Here is an 18,859-nt window from a genome sequence, read left to right as displayed (position 1 = left end):
CGAGAAAGAGGCCAGACCCCGTAGGGCCTGACCTCTCTCGTCAGATCAGCAGTTCTGCGTGAACAGGACTTACTTGTTGATCTTGGTGACCGTCCCGGCACCGACCGTGCGACCACCCTCGCGGATGGCGAAACGCAGACCGGCTTCCATGGCGATCGGCTGGATCAGCTGGACGCTGATCTCGGTCGTGTCGCCGGGCATGACCATCTCGGTGCCCTCGGGCAGCGTGATGACACCCGTGACGTCGGTGGTGCGGAAGTAGAACTGTGGACGGTAGTTCGCGTAGAACGGGTTGTGACGGCCGCCCTCGTCCTTCGACAGGATGTAGACGTTCGCCTCGAACTCGGTGTGCGGCGTGACCGAACCGGGCTTGACGACGACCTGGCCGCGCTCGACGTCTTCGCGCTTGGTGCCGCGAAGGAGGAGACCGGTGTTGTCGCCGGCCTGAGCCGAGTCGAGCAGCTTGCGGAACATCTCGATGCCGGTGACGGTGGTCTTGACGGTCGGGCGGATGCCGACGATCTCGACCTCTTCGTTGACGTTGAGCTGACCGCGCTCGACACGACCGGTGACGACGGTGCCACGACCGGTGATCGTGAAGACGTCCTCGATGGGCATGAGGAAGGGCTGGTCGGTGGCGCGAACGGGCTCGGGCACGTTCTCGTCGACGGCGTTCATCAGCTCGGCGACCGTCTCGGCCCACTTCTCGTCGCCCTCGAGGGCCTTGAGAGCGGAGACCTGGACGATCGGGGCGTTGTCGCCGTCGAACTCCTGGCTCGAGAGGAGCTCGCGGACCTCGAGCTCGACGAGCTCCATGATCTCTTCGTCATCGACCATGTCGGCCTTGTTCAGGGCGACGACGATGTAGGGCACGCCGACCTGGCGGGCGAGCAGCACGTGCTCACGCGTCTGGGGCATGGGACCGTCGGTGGCGGCGACGACGAGGATCGCACCGTCCATCTGAGCCGCACCGGTGATCATGTTCTTGACGTAGTCGGCGTGGCCGGGAGCGTCGACGTGAGCGTAGTGGCGCTTCTCGGTCTGGTACTCGACGTGCGAGATGTTGATCGTGATGCCGCGCTGCTTCTCTTCAGGCGAGTTGTCGATCTGGTCGAACGCCGACGCCGTGTTGAGGTCGGGGTACTTGTCGTGCAGGACCTTGGTGATCGCCGCGGTGAGCGTGGTCTTGCCGTGGTCGACGTGACCGATGGTTCCGATGTTGACGTGCGGCTTGGTCCGCTCGAACTTGGCCTTAGCCACTGTGGGTCCTCCTCAGGACTCGGTTGCGGTGCGGCCGGGGGCCGGGTCGATGACCCGGCCTACCGGACGCCCCGCGGATTGGTGTGTGTACATGTTACGTGGTCGTCGGACGACCACGCGGTTCAGGACTATTCGCCCTTGTTCTTCTGGATGATCTCTTCGGCGACGGCCGAGGGCACCTCTTGGTACGACTCGAACGTCATCGAGTAGACGGCCCGGCCCGAGGTCTTCGACCGCAGGTCTCCGACGTAACCGAACATCTCCGACAGCGGCACGCTGGCCCGAACGACCTTCACACCACTGGCGTCTTCCATCGACGAGATCTGCCCGCGTCGCGAGCTGAGGTCGCCGATGACGTCGCCCATGTATTCCTCGGGCGTACGGACCTCGACCGCCATGAGCGGCTCGAGGAGAACGGGCTGGGCCTTGCGAGCCGCCTCTTTGTAGGCGATCGACCCAGCGATCTTGAACGCCATCTCGGACGAGTCGACGTCGTGCGCCGCACCGTCGAGCAGCAGCGCACGGACGCCCACCGTCGGGTAGCCGGCGAGCACGCCGACCTGCATGGCGTCCTGGATGCCGGCATCGACCGAGGGGATGTACTCGCGGGGGATGCGGCCACCGGTGACCTTGTTGACGAACTCGTAGGTCGACTCGGCCGTGACCTCGAAGGGCTCGAGAGCGATCTGCACCTTGGCGAACTGACCCGAACCACCGGTCTGCTTCTTGTGGGTGTAGTCGTAGCGCTCGATGCCCTTCTTGAGGGTCTCGCGGTACGCGACCTGGGGCTTGCCCACGTTGGCCTCGACGTTGAACTCGCGCTTCATCCGGTCGACCAGGATGTCGAGGTGGAGCTCGCCCATGCCCTTGATGACCGTCTGGCCCGTCTCGGCGTTGAGCTCGACGCGGAACGTCGGGTCTTCTTCAGCGAGCTTCTGGATGGCCAGCGACAGCTTCTCTTGGTCGGCCTTGGTCTTCGGCTCGATCGCGACCTCGATGACGGGCTCGGGGAAGGTCATCGACTCGAGGACGACCTGGTCGGACGGGTCGCACAGGGTGTCACCGGTGGTGGTGAACTTGAGCCCGATGACGGCGTAGATGTGACCGGCGGTCACGCTGTCGACCGGGTTCTCCTTGTTGGAGTGCATCTGGAAGATCTTGCCGATGCGCTCTTTCTTGTCCTTGGTCGAGTTGATGACCTGGGCGCCGGACTCGATCGAACCCGAGTAGACGCGGACGTAGGTGAGGCGACCGAAGAAGGGGTGCACCGCGACCTTGAACGCCAGAGCCGAGAAGGGCTCGGTCGACTCGGGCTTGCGGATGATGATCTTCTCGGCGTCGCGGACGTCGTGACCCTCCATGGGAGGCACGTCGAGCGGCGAGGGCAGGTAGTCGATGACCGCGTCGAGCATCGGCTGCACGCCACGGTTCTTGAAGGCCGAACCGCAGAAGATCGGGTAGAGCTCGGAGTTGACCGTCATCTTGCGGACGGCACCCTTGATCTCGGCGATCGTGAGCTCTTCGCCACCGAAGTACTTCTCGAGCAGCACGTCGTCGGACTCGGCGACCGTCTCGAGGAGCTTGGCACGGTACTCGGCCGCCTTCTCCTTGAGGTCTTCGGGGATCTCTTCGATCTCGTACTTCGCACCCAGCTCGACGTCACCCTTGGCGTCGCCGCGCCACGTGAGGGCACGCATCTCGACCAGGTCGACGACACCCTCGAAGGAGCTCTCGGCACCGATCGGGAGCTGCATCACCAGCGGCTTGGCGCCGAGGCGGTTGACGATCGTGTCGACCGTGAAGTAGAAGTCGGCACCGAGCTTGTCCATCTTGTTGACGAAGCAGATGCGGGGCACGTCGTACTTGTCGGCCTGACGCCAGACGGTCTCGGACTGGGGCTCGACGCCCTCTTTGCCGTCGAAGACGGCGACGGCACCGTCGAGCACGCGGAGCGAACGCTCGACCTCGACCGTGAAGTCGACGTGACCGGGGGTGTCGATGATGTTGATCTGGTTCTTGTTCCAGAAGCAGGTCGTCGCAGCCGACGTGATGGTGATGCCGCGCTCTTGCTCCTGCGCCATCCAGTCCATCGTGGCCGCACCGTCGTGGACCTCACCGATCTTGTGGGTGATGCCCGTGTAGTACAGGATGCGCTCGGTGGTCGTCGTCTTGCCAGCATCGATGTGAGCCATGATGCCGATGTTGCGGACCTTGTTCAGGTCGGTGAGCACATCTTGTGCCACGGGTTCCTCCGAAGGGATAGGTGGGGTAGTGGGGGGGACGAGGAGGTGCGGTGCGCGTCGTGCGCACACCGCGCCTCCTCGTGCCGGTTACCAGCGGTAGTGCGCGAAGGCCTTGTTCGACTCGGCCATCTTGTGCGTGTCTTCGCGACGCTTCACAGCGGCGCCGAGACCGTTCGACGCGTCGAGGATCTCGTTCATGAGACGCTCGGTCATCGTCTTCTCGCGACGAGCCTTGGCGTAGCTGGTGAGCCAGCGGAGGGCCAGGGTGTTGGCGCGGTGGGGCTTGACCTCGACGGGGACCTGGTAGGTCGAACCGCCGACGCGACGTGAGCGGACCTCGAGGGTCGGGCGCACGTTGTCGAGCGCCTTCTTCAGCGTGGCCACGGCATCTTGGTCGTTCTTGGCGGTGACGCCGGCGAGAGCACCGTAGACGATGCGCTCGGCGAGGCCCTTCTTGCCGTCGAGGAGGATCTTGTTGACGAGCTGGCTGACGATCGGCGCACCGTAGACCGGGTCGGCGACGACAGGGCGCTTGGGCGCGGGTCCTTTACGAGGCATTACTTCTTGTCCTTCTTCGCACCGTAGAGGCTGCGAGCCTGCTTGCGGTTCTTCACGGCCTGGGTGTCGAGGGCGCCACGGACGATCTTGTAGCGCACACCGGGGAGGTCTTTCACACGACCGCCGCGCACGAGCACCATCGAGTGCTCTTGCAGGTTGTGGCCCTCGCCGGGGATGTAGGCGGTGACCTCGGTGCCGTTCGAGAGCTTCACACGGGCGACCTTGCGGAGCGCGGAGTTCGGCTTCTTGGGGGTGGTGGTGTACACACGCGTGCACACGCCACGCTGCTGGGGGTTGGACCGCAGGGCGGGGGCCTTGGTCTTGACGACCTTCGGCGTACGTCCCTTGCGGACCAGCTGCTGAATAGTTGGCACTGGTTCTCCTCGTCGGATCTCGACGCTGTTCTCTCGAACACGCCGAGTCGCGCTGCTCTCGCATCGCTCTGCTCTGTCCGGCTGATCAGCCGGCATCCTCGTCTCGGTGGCCGAGACGGTCTGCCCGTCCCGGCCGCGAGGTCGAGGGGGCTTTTATTCGGGCGCGCGGTCAGGCGCACACCCGAAAGAGCTTATCTTGCGGTAGTGCCTTAATCAAATGGTCGAGGGTCGGCGTGCCCCGGGTCGATGCGGGACACGGCGAGCGTGCCCCCGACGACCAGTCCTGCGCAGATCGCCGAGCCGATCACGAAGGGCGACACGGCGTACCGGGCGGCGAAGAGCAGCACCCAGACGAGCTCCTCCCGCACGAGGCCGTAGACGACTCCCCCGACGGCGAGCATCAGGACGTACACGAGCGCTGCGGTGACGATCGCGACCACGAGGAGGCGCGATTCGGGCCCTCCAGGGCCGGTCACCTCGTCACCGGTGCCGGAGCGCGTTCCGCCCGCGGCGCCCGGGCGGGCGAACACGGCGGGCTGGGCGGGGAACGTGCCCCGCACCTCCGGAGCCCTGTCGTCGCGGGCGTCGGAGAGTGCCGCCGACCGCAGGAGCGACAGCAACACGACGAGCACGGCGGCGGCGACCATCAGGGGGCCGAGGAGCGTGCCGGCGTCGGGCTCGTCGATCGGGTCGCGGTCGAGCAGCAGCGCCTCGAAGCCCGCGACCATGATGACGAGCGCACCGAAGAGGACGGTGCCCATGACGGCGTAGACGGCTCGGGACATCCTTCGAGGCTACGCGTCCGCGGGAGGCGCGGTGGGCGTCGTCAGGCGACGGCCTCGGTCTGGGGTCGAGGGGCGTGGGTCTCGCTCGCCTGCTGGGTGTGCTGCGCGTGCTCCATCGCCGCCAGGGTGACGACGGCCAGGGCGGCTGTGATGACCGGGACGGAGTCCATCAGCGGGACGGGCTGGGTCGTCGGCTGCATCGTCGGTTCGGCTGCGACCGCGAGCGGCACGCCGGACGTCGAGGCGACGGCGCGAGCGGTTCGGCGGGGCCGGCGGGCCATGCGGACGAGGACGATCGCGGCGATGATCGCCCAGAGTGCGTTGACGATGGTCGAGGGCAACGCACCGTGACTGGCGACATTGATCGAGATGCACACCGAGCCGACCAGGTTGGCCAGTTGGTAGACGGGCCCGTTGGGCAGCTTGCCCAGCGAGAACAGGGCGTAACCAGCCAGGACGACGACGGCGCCGACCCAGCCCAGGACCTCGAAGACCACGCCTCTTCTCCTCACGATCGCGCAGCGGACGATCGATCATAAGGGGGCCTGGACGGGGTCCGGAACCGGGGGCCGAACCCCAGTCCGAGGGGGTCGCGAGCTACTGGCCGGCGGCGGTGTCCGAGCTCGTGCCGTCGGTGCCCTCGGCCGTGGCGGCGGGGGTCTCGGCGGCCTGGTCGGCCTGGGTCGCGGCGGCGTCCTGGAGGACGTAGACGAGGCCGCCGACGGTCCACTGGTCGGGGACACCGGTCGCGTCGCCGGCCTCGGAGCTGCCGGTGCTGGCGAAGGTCGTCACGAGGAAGAGTCGCGACCCGCCCTGCAACTTCGAGAGGAAGTCGCGGGCCTGCGCGTAGCTGCCCTGGATGCTGACCGTGATCGGGATCGACGAGAAGTTCGTCGCGGTGACGAGCGGGTCGGTCACGAGGTCGGGGGCGGTGGGCGCGGCGGGGGCGGTGGTCGCCGCGTCGGTCCCGGCCGCGTCGGATGCCGCCGCGTCGGTCGAGGCGGGTGCGGCGACGTCCGTGGTCGTGGGCTCGTAGGCCGTCGCGTCGGACGAGGTGAACCCCGTGACGGTCGTGCCCGAGGCCCCGGCCAGCTGGTCGAGTTCGGTCAGGAACGACGACAGGGCGGCCTGGGACGGCACGGACGTGTCGAGCGTCGCCAACTCGGACTTCAGGTCGGGGAGGGCGGCGTTGTCGGCCTCGAGGGTCGCGAGGCTCTCGCGCAGGGTCTCGTTCTGCGTCTCGACGCTCTGCTGTTGCGACTCGGCGAACGAGGCGGCGGCGAGTTGCGGCTGCACCCCCACGAGGAATCCGAGGGCGAGCACCACGACGCCGGTCAGGGCGGCGGCGATCAGCATCATCCGGTTGCGGTCCATGGTCACTCGCCGGCCTTCTGGTCGAAGCGGCCCGAGAAGGCGTCCGCCGTGATGTGCATCGTGATGTCGGCTCTGTAGACGCCTTCCTCGAGGGTCACCGAGCCCGGCTGGGCGTCGGCGAAACCGGGGAGGGTCGCGAGCCCGTTCAACCAGTCGGGCACGGACGGCAGGGTCGGACTCGACGCCTGGAACGTGAGGGTCGCCACACGCGAACCCTGCAGGGGCGCCGTGGGCTGCGTGTACTGGACGAGTGGCGAGGCCTGGTCGAGCGAGACGCTGACGATGGTCACGCCGACGGGAAGTGTGCCCTGCACCTTCTCGAGGTAGGTCGGCCAGTCGATGTCGGTCGAACCGCCGACCTTCTGGGCGGCCTCGACCAGGTCGAGCTTTCCCTGCGTGGTCTTCAGGTCCGCGTACTTCGTCTGCGACATGAGCAGCGACTGGGTCTCACCCTGGGCGGTCATCAGTCCGTCCTCGGCCTGCATGCGTTGGAGGAACGCCGCACCCGATCCGATTCCGACGACGACGGCGACCACGACGACGCCGGCCCAGACCCGACGGGTCAGGGCCGCGGCGCGACGCTCGGCGCGGACCTCCGGGGGCAGCAGGTCGACGCGGGGCGCGCCTCCTACGGTGATGCCGGTGTCTTTTCCGCGGGTTCTCATGCTGCGCTCCCCAGGGCCAGGCCGAGGGCCACGGTCAGGTCGGTCGAGCGGGACCGCAGGGCGGCCTCGTCGAGGTTCTTCGCGAAGCCCACCGTCGCGAACGGGTCGGCGAGGGCCACCGGCAGGCGGGTGACCTCGCTGAGCGCCTCGGGGAGGCCCGGCAGGGCCGCTCCCCCGCCGGCGATCATGATGCCCGCGACCGTCTCGGTCGGGCGGGTGTTGACGTAGTACTGGATCGTGTTGCGCAGGCTGCCGAGCAACTCGTTCACGGATTCGAAGATCGCAGCCGACGCGGCCTGCTCGTCGGGCGTCGCGACGGTCGTAGCGAGTCCGCGGCCGAACTTGATGCCCTCGGCGACCTGGACCGAGACCTCGAGCTTCGTCGCGACGGCCTGCGTGACGTCGTCTCCGCCCGAGGGGATGATGCGGACGAACTGGGGGACGCCGTCGGCGATCATGATGACCGAGGTCGTGCTGTGCCCGATCTCGACGAGCGCCACCGTGCCCGCGATGCGCGGACGGGTGACGAGGAGGCGCGTGTTCGAGAACGGGATGAGGTCGACCCCCAGCGTGGTCAGGCCGGCGAGCTTGCTCGCCTGAACGTTGCCGAGCACGGCGTCCTTGACCGCCGCGATCAGCAAGCCGTGGACGACGGGACCGTTCTCGCCGAGCCCCTCGGCGTAGGGGTAGAAGTCGAGTAGCGCGTCGGCGACCGGGACGGGCAGCATGTCCTGCACCTGGAACGGCAGCATCTCGCGGATGCGCTTGTGCGATGCCTTGGGCACGGTCATGTCGCGCGCGAGCACCCGCTGGTTTCCCATGCCCAGCACGACGCGCTTGCTCTTGAAGCCCCCGGCCGACCACAGCTGCTTGAGAGTGCCGGCCATGGTCTGCGACTCGATGACCTCTCCGCGGCTCGCGGCGCCGTCGGGCAGGGAGACCTCGCTGAACCGGACGATCGTCGGCCTGGCCTTGTCGACGTCGGCGACCTCGACCGCGCGCACGAAGCGGCTGCCGATGTCGATGCCCACGATGTTCTTGCCCATCAGTTCTGCTCTCTGTCAGTTCGCCGGGTCATGCCAGGCCGAGGAGGGTGAGGTACGCCGTGGCGACGGTGCCGCCGGCGAAGACGCCGACCCAGGCGCCCGCGAGCATCCAGGGGCCGAAGGGGATGCCACCGGTGCGTTCGACGCGTCGGGTGGCCAGGAGGACGACGGCGAACAGGCCGCCGAGCAGGAACGCCGCGAAGGCGCCCACGGCGAACTCGCCCCACCCGAGCCAGGCGAGGTAGAGGCCGAGCACGCCGGCGAGCTTGACGTCGCCGAAGCCCATGCCGCCCGGGTACGACAGGGCGGCGATCAGGTAGAAGGCGAAGAGGGAGGCCAGGCCGATGGCGGCACGGACGAGCGCCGGCCAGTCCCCGACGAGGATGCTCGAGGCGGCCAGGAGTGCGCCCCCGACGGCGTAGGACGGTAGCACGATCGCGTCCGGCAGTCGGTGGTGTTCGAGGTCGATCACGGCGAGCGCGACGCTGACGCCGGCCAGCCAGAGGAACGCGACGAGCGACAGGAGGCGCGACACGAGCGGCAACGCCTCGGTGGGCACGTCGAGGAGCGGCCACAGTCGCGCGGCGACGAGCACGAAGAACAGGCCGGTCGCCAGCTCGACGATCGGATAGCGGGCCGAGATGGACGTGCGGCAGTCGCGGCACTTCCCGCCGAGCGCGAGCCAACTGACCACGGGCACGTTGTCCCGGCGGCGGATCGGCGTCGAGCAGCTCGGGCAGGCGCTCGCGGGTCGCGCGATCGAGATGCCTGCGGGGACGCGGTACACCACGACGTTGAGGAACGATCCGATGAGCAGTCCGAAGCCACCCGCCACGAGGACGGCGGTGATCCACGGGGCCGCGATCACGAGGCGGCCCCGGTCGACGTGAAGGCGGCCTTGACCTCGGTCTGCGTAGTGACGCCGTACGAGGTCGTGACCGGGCTGAGGAACTTGGGCGGCGCGAGGTAGCGCAGGCGCGTGTCGTACGCGTAGGCCTTGATGTACCCGTTCGAACCGCTTCGCACGACGCCGCGGTACGCCTGCGAGATCGACCCCTTGATGGTCAGCGTGCCCCGGTCGCCACCGCGCCCGTAGTTCTGCACGAGGAACGAGTGCTGGACGGAGATGATCGCGGCGTCGATCTCACGGTCACGGTCGCCCAGCATGGAACCGCCGAAGACGTTGACCGGGTTGTGCACCCAGGTCACGCCGTCGGAGGCCAGGCCGAGGATGTTCGTGCTCGCGTTCATGGACGCGTAGGTCAGGTCGCCCGTGACGTAGAGGTAGTTCTTCGCCGCGATGGTCAGCTGCCCCTGGAAGGTGCCCTTGACGAAGGCGTCCCCGCTGCGGGCACCGTAGGCGCAGGCCCCGGAACCCGGACCGCCGGCCGTGCTCGCGATCGGGACGGACTCGCCGACCAGGGGGTAGCCGACGTGGTTGTTGGAGCACGAGGTCTCGGTGAGGTCGCCGGTGGAGGCCCACGCGTTGACGTTGGACTTACCCTTCCCCGACGCGGGCACGGGGATGTCCTGGACGTAGACCAGGTTGTTCACGGGCACGGTGATGGTCGCGCCCTCGGCCGAGCCGAGCTGGCCCTTCCCGGTGCCCGGCAGGCCGCACTCGGCCGGCGCGCTGCCCTCGGTGGCCTCGGCGTTCGCGAGTCGCGTCATCTTCGAGTACGGCGACTTGACGGTCATCTTGCCGTCGGCGGTGAAGACGATGTCGGTCGGCCCGGTGTAGAGGCAGCCGGGGCGCGGCACCTCGGTGGGGATGTCGGTGCGGGTCTCGCGCACCTTGTCGTTGTTGGTGTCGGGCATCTGCACGGTCGCCACCTGGCCGGGGACGCCCTTGTCGAAGGTCTGGCCCGCGCAGGCGCTGTTGTTCGAGTCGACCTTGGCGTACGTGCGTCCGAGGGTCGGGTCGGCCGTGGTCACGACCTCCTTGAAGGTCGCCGAGCAGACGCGCATCGTGTCGTTGGAGTGCGCCGGACCGTAGATCGTGTCTCCACCGCTGAACGCGATCTCGCCGCAGTCGTCCCCTTGGGTGCGTCCTTCCCAGGCGTGCTTCGTGCAGTCCGCGTTCGTGCTGCGGGTGAGCGTGGGGTCCTGGGACTCGATGTCCGTGAAGTACAGGTAGTCGATGAAGCCCTTCTGGCGCAGGTCGGCGATGACCGACCGCGTGGCCGAACCGACCTTGCCCGTCGAGCGGATGCGCAGGGCACCCGACCCGACGTACTTCGAGTTGTCGACCTCGTACCGGAACTGCGCGAGGTCGGAGCTGCCCGGCACCGAGGCCCACGAGCCCGAGGGGCCCGAGCCGAACGCCTTGTTGGCCTGGCTGCCCGAGGGCAAGGTCAGCTTGCTGGCTGTCGCCTTGCTGAACGGGGCGTCGGAGTCGCCGTACTGCTGGTAGCTGTTGTCGTTGGCGAGGCGCGACTGGTACTCCTCGACGCCGGCGTAGGCCGCGGCCAGGGCACCGTTGAAGTCCTGGTCGCCGTCGGCCTTCTTCAACCCACTGGTGGCCACGGTGAGGGCGGTGGCGGCCATGATGACCAGCACCATGCCGAAGATGAGGGTGATGGCCATGGCCATGCCGCTCTCGGCGGACGGGCCGCCCAGGCCGAGACGGGTGCGCAAGGAGGTCATGTCGTCGCCCCTCCGGCGAGGTTGGACAGCGAGACGGTGTTCTGCAGGGTGACCGCCTGGCTCGACATCGAGCTCGTGCGGTCGATGGTCAAGGAGATGGTCACCGCGGCGATGGAGGGCAGCTGCGACGCCGTGAGCGCACCCGAGGCGTCGGGGGTCAGCGCCTTGCCCGTGAAGTCGAGGTAGGTGAAGAGCGGCGCACCGCTGCTCGCGGCCGTGACGACGGTGCCGCCGAGGGCGCGCTTGGTCGCCGGCGAGGTGAACTGCCAGAAGTCGGCCTGGAGGGGCGTGGCCACGACGGTGGACGAGCTCAGGGTGCGGTCGGCCTCGACGCGGAAGGTCACGCGCCGCGGCACGGTGGTCAGGGAGTCCGCGGTGTTGACGGCTGTCGTCAGAGTGAGGCTCTCGGTCGTGGCGAGCGTGAACGACGACGCCTCGATGCCGCCGGGCTGGGCGATCGTGCGGGCGGCGCGGATGGTCCGACTGAGGTCGTTCAACCCGTTCGAGGCGACGCGGGTGTTGGCGTCGATGAAGCGGGCCTGGGCCGTGGCCTTCGTCAACGAGACGAAGGTGGTCGAGACGACTGTGAGGACGATGCCGAAGACCATGATCGCCACGAGCAGCTCGGCCAGGCTGACGCCCTCGTCACGGTGGGCCCGGGCGATGAGTCGTCGCAGCGCGGTCACTTGGCGGGCCTCGGGTCGAGCGTGACGACGTTGGCGGTGCCGCCGCTGCCGCCGAAGATGGCCCCGATGATGCTGCCGATCAACCCGCTGATGGTCAACGACCGGAGGTTCGAGGTCGACGTGCCCGAGCTGATCGCCCAGGTGCCGTAGGGCAGGGCGATCGTCACCTCGTTGGCCGGCGTCTTGTTCTTGACCGTGAAGGTGTAGGTCTGGGTGGCGGCGCAGCCCGGGTCGCCGTTCAGAGCAGTCGTGGACTTGGCCTGGATGACGGTGTCGCTGCCCGCGGCGAGCTTCACGGTCGTCACGCCCATCGGCAGCGGGTAGGCAGCGGTCTTGTCCGACGCGGCGACGAACGGCTGGCGCGTGGCCGTCTTGCCGGCGGCGTTGGCAGGCCACGAGGCCGGGTCGGGTGAGAGGCAGCTGCCGCCGGTCGTGCCGACGGGCAGATACGTGCCGGAGATCAGCTGGTAGCCGGTCGTCAGGGGGAAGAGGTAGGCGTCGCTCACCGGGCCGTTGAGCACGTACGCTTCGGGCCCGCCGAGGACGGTGGTCTTGAGGTCGTTCGGCAGCAGCACGGTGCCGCCGGCGTAGTTCGAGGCATAGCCGAGCTCGAAGTCGTCGCCGAGGTCGTAGGTGAACGACACACCCGCGGTGTCGCCCTTGACGACGGAGGTACCCGTCTTGACCGGCGCGGGCTGCTGCCGGGAGTCGCGATAGGGCGCGGCGTCGGCGCGCGAGACGGTCACCTTGTAGGAGCCCGGCAGCACCTTGATGGCGACCGCGCATCCGTCGGCGTTCGTCACGCCCGGCTTCGAGGCCGAGGTCAGCGCCTTGCCGGGCGTGTTCGAGCCGGCGTCGGGCTCGACCGTGACGACGACACCAGCGACCGGGGCGCCCTTGGTGTCCTTGACGCCGATCACGATCGTGCCGGTGTCCTGGTCGTTGAGCCGGCTGTTGGGGGCGAGGATCGTGTCGCTGCGCACGGGAGAGGTCGTCTTGCGCATGCCCGACCAGGTGACCGCGACCTGCAGACGCTTGTAGAACAGCGAACCGTTGCCCGACGACGCGGCCGGGGTGCAGGTCGCGTCCACGCCGGTGGTGGTGATCCAGGCGGCGGTCTGGGCCACGGTGAACGTTGTCCCGTTGACGACGGTCGTCGTCGTGCCCGAGGCCACCGCGACGACGTCGGTCACTGAGCGGGCGACGTCGACGGCCTGGGCGGCGAGGTTGGTGGCGACCTCACGGCTGCGGTTGTCGCTCGACATCGTCAGCGTGGTGCCGACGGCGACGATCGAGCCGACGGTGATGATCGCGAAGACCAGGAGGGCGACGACCACCTCGACGATCGACAGGCCGCCGTCACGCGCCTCGGGGTCGAGGGGACGGAGACGGGCGCTGAGGCGCTGGAACATGGTGGTTCACCTCCCGGTCGGGTCGAGGGTGGAAGCAGGGGCTGGGGGCGCGCAGGCTCGAGGCCTGGCACGCCCCCAGCGGAGGGTTACTTGATGGTGCAGGCTGTTTCGCTCACACCCGAGTTGCCCGTGGCGTAGAACTTCTTGTTCGTCGAGCTCGTGCCGATGATGCAGATCGAGTCGCCGGCGACGGTGTTCGCGCCGTACTTGAGTTCGGTCGTGCTGTCGCTGATGGTGGCCCCCGCGCCGGCCCAGTCGGGAGTAGTCCCCGTCCCCGCCGCGGGCTTCGCGGTCTGCGTGAAGGTGGCAGTGGCGGGCAGCGTGCTCGTCGCGTTCGTCTGCAGGCTGATCACAGCCGTCTTGAGGTTCGTCACGTCGCTCTTCACGCTGGAGTCCTTGGCGTTGTTCTGCACGCCGAGGTACACCGGGATGGCGATCGCGGCGAGGATGCCGATGATGATCACGACGACGAGGAGCTCGATCAGGGTGAAGCCCTTGTCCTTTTCTTCGGCGAGGTTCTGACGGCGGGCGCTGAGCTTGCCCATGAGGGTGAAGTACATGTCGCTGGTCCTGTTCGGTCGGGTGCGGGAGTGGTGTCCGAGTGATCGGGTCGGCGGTCACTGTGCTCCCGCCGAGATCGATGGTGCCAGCTGGGAAAGTGCCCGAGAATCCCTTGGAAGGGGGGTTTTGGGCTGCGACACGGCCCCAGTTCGGGTATCCCCCGAAAGGCCGAAAAGCGCTGGTCAGCACCCGTTTGCGGGGTAGACCGCCCAGTCGCGAGACGCCCGGCACGAGAAGGAGGCGCGAGTCGGCCTCGTGAGCCGGCCCGCGCCTCCTGCGGGGGTGCCTGGTGCGTTACTTGATCAGCGACGTGATCTGGAAGATGGGCAGGTACAACGCCACGATCATTCCGCCGACGACGACGCCCAGGAAGGCGATCAAGAGGGGCTCGATCAGGGCCGTGAGCGACTCGGTCGTCGACTTGACCTCTTGGTCGTAGAAGTCCGCGACCTTCTCGAGCATCGTCTGCAGCGAACCGCTGTCCTCACCGACCGAGATCATCTGCGTGACCATCGACGGGAAGACCCCCGACTCGGTCAGCGGTCCGGCGATGGACTCGCCCTGCCGCACCGACTCGGCCACCTTGACCAGCGCCTCCTCGAGGACGTAGTTGCCCGACACCTCGCCCACGATGCGCAGTGCCGTGAGGATGGGCACGCCGGCCCCGATCATGTTCGAGAAGTTGCGGCTGAACCGAGCGATCGCGATCTTGCGGAACAGCGCGCCGAAGACGGGCAGCCTCAGCTTCAGCGGGTCGAGGAACGCCCGCACCTTGACCGAGTTCTTGTTCGTCCGCCACCAGATCGAGAACGCGATGCCGACGACGATGCCGGCCGGCACCACGTACGGCATCGCCCGCGAGGCGTAGACGAGCATCATCGTCGGCAACGGCAGCTGCCCGCCGAGGTTCGTGAACATGTCCTGGAAGATCGGCACGATGAACAGCAGCATGATGACGACCGCGACGAGCGACATGACGAGCACGACGACCGGGTAGGTCATGGCCGACTTGATCGTCGACCGCAGCGCCACCTCTTTCTCGAAGTTCTCCGCCGTCGACTCGAGCGCCTTGTCGAGGAACCCGCCGGTCTCGCCCGCCTTGATCATGTTGATCATCAGCGGCGGGAAGTCCTTGTCGTGCTTGCCGACCGCGTCCGAGAACGAGACGCCGGTCTCGACGTCGTCACGCACCTCGGCCATGATCTTGGCCAGCCGCTTGTTCTCGACCTGGTCGGCGAGGATCGTCAGGGTGCGCAGCAGCGACAGCCCCGAGCCGATCATGGTCGCCATCTGGCGCGACATGACCGCGATGTCCTTCATCTTGACCGCACGGTCGCCGAGCCCGGGGATCGACACCTCGCGCTGCAGACCCGTGCCGGCGCCCGCCTCGCTGATCGAGATCGGCTGCACGCCCATCGTGCGGAGGCGGGTGATGACCGCGCCCTCGCTCGACGCGTCGACCTTGCCCTTGACGACCTTGCCGGCCCCGTCACGCCCCTTGTAGGCGTAGGCGACTGCCCCGGCCATCAGGCGGCCCCGCCCGAGAACGAGTCGCCGAAGTCGATGCCGCTGTCGAGGCCCTGGCTCTCGGACTTGTTGATCACACGCGTCACGAGACGGTCGAACCCTTCACGATCGTGCACCTTCTCCATGGCGGCCTTGTGCGTCACGACGCCGGTGTTCACCAGGTCGGCGAGCTTCTGGTCCATCGTGTGCATGCCGAGGTCGCGGCCGGCCTGCATCGACGAGGCGATCTGGTAGGTCTTGCCCTCGCGGACGAGGTTGCCGATGGCGGGGGTCATCATCATGATCTCGGTCGCCACGACCCGGCCCCGACCGCTGGCCTTGGGCAGCAGCGTCTGGCAGACGACGCCCTGCAGCGTCGAGGCGAGCTGCGTGCGCACCTGGTCCTGCTGGTACGGCGGGAACACGTCGATGACGCGGTCGATCGTCTGCGCCGCGCTCTGCGTGTGCAGGGTCGCGAACACCAGGTGGCCGGTCTCGGCGGCGGTCAGCGCGACCGAGATGGTCTCGAGGTCGCGGAGCTCGCCGATCAGGATGACGTCGGGGTCCTGCCGCAGCACGTGCTTGAGCGCCGCCGCGAAGCTGTGCGTGTCGTGCCCGACCTCGCGCTGGTTCACGAGCGACTTCTTGTGCTGGTGCATGAACTCGATCGGGTCCTCGACCGTCACGATGTGGTCGGCGCGCGTGCGGTTGACGAGGTCGATCAGTGCCGCGAGGGTCGTCGACTTGCCCGAACCCGTGGGGCCCGTGACGAGCACGAGACCGCGCGGCAGCTTGGCGAAGGTCGACACCGACTCGGGCACGCCCAGGTCGCCGAGCTGCTTGATCTCGGTCGGGATGAGCCGGAACGCCGCCCCCAACGAACCGCGCTGCTGGTAGAAGTTCACGCGGAAACGCGCCTCGTCCGAGAGCGAGTAGGCGAAGTCGAGCTCGAGCTCGTCGTCGAACCGCTGCTGCTGCTCGGGCGTGAGCAGGCTCTCCAGCGCCGTGCGGACGATGGCCGCATCCCAGACGGTCCCGCCGGCGAGGGCCGGTCGCAGGGCGCCGTCGACGCGGATCGTCGGCATCGCGTCGGTGGTGACGTGCAGGTCGGACGCGTTCTGCAGCACGACCTGGATCAACGCCGAGACGAGCCCGGCGTGCGCGTGGTCGCGCGGGTGGCGGTGCAGCTCGATGCCGTGGAAGTCGGCCGCGTCCTCGGGGGTGGTGAGGACGGCGGTCGGCGCGTCGGCCGCGACGTGCTGCGGGGCCGGGGCGTCCCAGGGGGCGACTGCGGACGGGGACGCCGGGGTGCCGGCGGCGGTCGGGAAGACGACGCCCTCGGCGGCGAACGGCGAGGCCGACGAGCTCGTCGCCGTCGTGCCGGCCGTCGCCGGGATCGCGACGGTGGGGGCGGTGGCGGTGAGGTCCGTCGCGAAGTCGGCCCGCGCCTCCTGCGTGGGGTCGGCCTGAGCCCGGGAGGCGCGGATCGGCTCCTCGAAGCGGGGGTCGACCCAGCCGGGCCGCGGCGTCGTGGGCAGCACGTGGCCGGCGGGCGGCGGGCTGAGCGGTGCCGGGGCGGGCACCGCAGGAGTCCCGGAGGACGGCGCGGCGACCGACGACGGTGCGGACAGGGACGACGGGGCCGCGGCCGACCGGGGCAGGACCGGCGAGGGACCGGTGTCGGGGACGAGCAGGGCCTCCTGGTCGGCGAGCGCGGCCTTGTCGACCAGGGCCTCGGCGAGTCGAGCGGCGCGGCGGCTCGAGGGGGCGCGCGTGGGCGTCCAGCCCATGACCGGGTCCTGACCACCGTCGAGGCTGTAGACGGGGGCCGTCGCGGCGGCACCGGGCGATGCGGGAGCGGACGGGAACGACGACGCGTCGGCCGGAGCCGTCGACGACGTGGTCGCGGAGGCGGTCGCGGACCGGACCTCGTTGCCCGGACGCCCCGGCGTCCACCCCGCGAGGGCGGCGGCCTCGGCAGCCGAGTCGTCGGGGAGGTCGTAGATCGAAGCGCTCATGAGAGGGCCTCCTCGTTCTCGGTCCGGGCTCGGCCGGAGACGGGCGTCACGCGACGACCCGCAGGATCTCTTCGACGCTGGTGAGGCCGAGCTTGGCCTTCTCCCAACCGTCCTGACGCAGGCTCAACATGCCCTGCTCGCGGGCGACGCGGCCGATTTCGGCGCTGGACGCGCGGGCGACGGCGAGGCGTTCGATCTCTTCCGAGACGCTCATCACCTCGTGCAGCGCGATGCGACCGCGGTAGCCCGTGTTCGAGCACTGCTGGCAGCCGACCGGCTGGTACACCGTGGGGTTCTCGTCCGGACCGACGCGGAACTTCAGGTGTGCCAGCTGCAGCGGCGAGTACGCCGTGGGAGTCTTGCACCGGTCGCAGAGACGACGCGCGAGGCGCTGGGCGACGACGCAGTCGATGGCCGACCCCACGAGGAAGGGCTCGATGCCCATCTCGGTGAGACGGGTGATCGCGCTCGGGGCGTCGTTCGTGTGCAACGTGCTCAACACGAGGTGGCCGGTGAGCGACGCCTCGATCGCGATCTGCGCCGTCTCGTGGTCGCGGATCTCACCGAGCAGGACGACGTCGGGGTCGGACCGCAGGATGCTGCGGAGCGCACTCGCGAAGGTCAGGCCCGCCTTGGGGTTGACCTGCACCTGGTTGATGCCCTTCATGCGGTACTCGACCGGGTCCTCGACCGTGATGACGTTGATCTCGGGACGGGCGACGGCGTTGAGCGTCGTGTACAGCGTCGTCGACTTGCCCGAACCCGTGGGACCGGTGACGAGGATCATGCCGTAGGGCTTCGAGTACGACTCGGCGTAGACGTCGAAGTTGCGCTCGAGCAGGTTGAGGTCGCGCAGGCTCATCGAGGTGTTCGAGTTGTCGAGGATGCGCATGACGACCTTCTCGCCCCACACGGTCGGCAGCGTCGCCACCCGCAGGTCGATCTGGCGCCCGCCGTGGCGCACCGACATGCGGCCGTCCTGGGGCTTGCGACGCTCGGCGATGTCGATCTCGCTCATGATCTTGAGGCGCGAGATGACGCCGTTCTGGATCGCCTTCGGCGCCGGTTGCATCTCGTGCAGCACACCGTCGATCCGGTAGCGGATGCGCACGTCGGTCTCGGACGGCTCGATGTGGATGTCGGAGGCGTGGTCGGTGATCGCCTGGCTCACGAGCAGGTTGACGAACCGGACGATCGGCACGTCGTCGTCGGGGCCGTCGGTGATGTCGGCCGCCGTCTCGTGCGCCCTCTCCTCTTCGAGGGTCGACGTCAGGTCGTTCAGCTCGTCGTCGGCGCGGAGGTAGCGGTCGATGGCGGCGCGCAGGTCGTTCTTCTCGGCGACGACGGGGTCGACGCCCATGCGGAGGCCGGCACGGACGTCGTCGATGGCGAAGACGTCGCCCGGGTCCTCCATGGCGAGGATCAACGAACCGTCGCGCACCCCGATCGGCAGGACCTTGTGCCGTCGGCACACGGCCGCGGGCACCATCGTCACGGCCGATCGGTCGACGGGGTAGTCGATCAGCTCGACGAAGTCGAGGTCGGCGGCGGTGGCCCGGGCCCTCGCCACCTGCATCTCGGTGACGACGCCTCGGGAGAGGAGGTCGCGGATCGACGCCTCTTCCTCGGCCGGGCCGCGCGGGATCACGTCGAGTTGCTCGATCGGCAACAGCCCGTGCAAGATCAGGATCTCGGTCATGGAAGCCACGCGTACCTCCTCGGAAG

17 protein-coding genes are annotated in these 18,859 nt (G+C 68.5%); all 17 read right to left on the bottom strand.

The features are described 5' to 3' along the window. Positions 1–69: 69 nt before the first annotated feature. Positions 70–1,260: an elongation factor Tu gene (gene tuf, locus AC1MBW_RS08405; protein ID WP_054145418.1), complete on the bottom strand. Its 1,191-nt coding sequence runs from the start codon at positions 1,258–1,260 to the stop codon at positions 70–72. Between the two features lie 128 nt (positions 1,261–1,388). Continuing rightward, on the bottom strand, positions 1,389–3,503 hold the full coding sequence (gene fusA, locus AC1MBW_RS08400) for an elongation factor G (RefSeq protein WP_054145417.1): 2,115 nt from the start codon (positions 3,501–3,503) through the stop codon (positions 1,389–1,391). Between the two features lie 87 nt (positions 3,504–3,590). Then, positions 3,591–4,061 carry a 30S ribosomal protein S7 gene (gene rpsG, locus AC1MBW_RS08395; protein ID WP_043593378.1) on the bottom strand — a complete coding sequence of 157 codons (471 nt, stop codon included), beginning with the start codon at positions 4,059–4,061 and terminating at the stop codon, positions 3,591–3,593. Further along, positions 4,061–4,435 (bottom strand): 30S ribosomal protein S12, encoded by a 375-nt coding sequence (gene rpsL, locus AC1MBW_RS08390; RefSeq protein ID WP_043593380.1) that lies wholly within the window; start codon positions 4,433–4,435, stop codon positions 4,061–4,063. Before rpsL ends, rpsG begins: the two co-directional genes overlap by 1 nt. A gap of 209 nt (positions 4,436–4,644) precedes the next feature. Next, the gene (locus AC1MBW_RS08385; RefSeq protein WP_480024165.1) at positions 4,645–5,220 is read right to left on the bottom strand and encodes a DUF6121 family protein; all 576 of its coding nucleotides are present in this window, start codon (positions 5,218–5,220) and stop codon (positions 4,645–4,647) included. Positions 5,221–5,261: 41 nt separating this feature from the next. Continuing rightward, on the bottom strand, positions 5,262–5,717 hold the full coding sequence (locus AC1MBW_RS08380) for a CBU_0592 family membrane protein (RefSeq protein ID WP_054145415.1): 456 nt from the start codon (positions 5,715–5,717) through the stop codon (positions 5,262–5,264). A gap of 100 nt (positions 5,718–5,817) precedes the next feature. Beyond that, the gene (locus AC1MBW_RS08375; protein ID WP_480024164.1) at positions 5,818–6,594 is read right to left on the bottom strand and encodes a hypothetical protein; all 777 of its coding nucleotides are present in this window, start codon (positions 6,592–6,594) and stop codon (positions 5,818–5,820) included. Positions 6,595–6,596: 2 nt separating this feature from the next. Further along, on the bottom strand, positions 6,597–7,259 hold the full coding sequence (locus AC1MBW_RS08370; RefSeq protein WP_043596491.1) for a hypothetical protein: 663 nt from the start codon (positions 7,257–7,259) through the stop codon (positions 6,597–6,599). Next, positions 7,256–8,305 (bottom strand): type IV pilus assembly protein PilM, encoded by a 1,050-nt coding sequence (gene pilM / locus AC1MBW_RS08365; RefSeq protein ID WP_480024163.1) that lies wholly within the window; start codon positions 8,303–8,305, stop codon positions 7,256–7,258. Before pilM ends, AC1MBW_RS08370 begins: the two co-directional genes overlap by 4 nt. Positions 8,306–8,333: 28 nt before the next feature. After that, positions 8,334–9,173, bottom strand: a complete 840-nt coding sequence (locus tag AC1MBW_RS08360; RefSeq protein ID WP_480024162.1) for a prepilin peptidase — start codon at positions 9,171–9,173, stop codon at positions 8,334–8,336. Then, a complete protein-coding gene (locus AC1MBW_RS08355) occupies positions 9,170–10,951 on the bottom strand; it encodes a hypothetical protein (RefSeq protein WP_480024161.1) in 1,782 nt (593 codons plus the stop codon). The genes AC1MBW_RS08360 and AC1MBW_RS08355 overlap by 4 nt, the downstream gene beginning before the upstream one ends. Then, positions 10,948–11,637: a PulJ/GspJ family protein gene (locus tag AC1MBW_RS08350; RefSeq protein WP_480024160.1), complete on the bottom strand. Its 690-nt coding sequence runs from the start codon at positions 11,635–11,637 to the stop codon at positions 10,948–10,950. The genes AC1MBW_RS08355 and AC1MBW_RS08350 overlap by 4 nt, the downstream gene beginning before the upstream one ends. Then, positions 11,634–13,049 (bottom strand): hypothetical protein, encoded by a 1,416-nt coding sequence (locus AC1MBW_RS08345; RefSeq protein WP_480024159.1) that lies wholly within the window; start codon positions 13,047–13,049, stop codon positions 11,634–11,636. Before AC1MBW_RS08345 ends, AC1MBW_RS08350 begins: the two co-directional genes overlap by 4 nt. A gap of 86 nt (positions 13,050–13,135) precedes the next feature. Then, positions 13,136–13,609, bottom strand: coding sequence for a type II secretion system protein (locus AC1MBW_RS08340; RefSeq protein WP_480024158.1), 474 nt, complete (start codon positions 13,607–13,609; stop codon positions 13,136–13,138). A 295-nt stretch (positions 13,610–13,904) separates the two neighbouring features. Continuing rightward, entirely contained in the window at positions 13,905–15,137 is a 1,233-nt protein-coding gene (locus tag AC1MBW_RS08335) for a type II secretion system F family protein (protein WP_054145407.1), read from the bottom strand. Then, positions 15,137–17,134 carry a type IV pilus twitching motility protein PilT gene (locus tag AC1MBW_RS08330; protein WP_480024157.1) on the bottom strand — a complete coding sequence of 666 codons (1,998 nt, stop codon included), beginning with the start codon at positions 17,132–17,134 and terminating at the stop codon, positions 15,137–15,139. Before AC1MBW_RS08330 ends, AC1MBW_RS08335 begins: the two co-directional genes overlap by 1 nt. A 46-nt stretch (positions 17,135–17,180) precedes the next feature. Continuing rightward, a complete protein-coding gene (locus AC1MBW_RS08325) occupies positions 17,181–18,842 on the bottom strand; it encodes a GspE/PulE family protein (protein ID WP_480024156.1) in 1,662 nt (553 codons plus the stop codon). Between the last annotated feature and the right edge of the window lie 17 nt (positions 18,843–18,859).

The sequence above is a fragment of the Frigoribacterium sp. AP1 genome (genome assembly GCF_056680555.1).
Note: the sequence above shows the minus strand (reverse complement) of the source record. Positions and strands in the feature narration are given on the sequence as shown.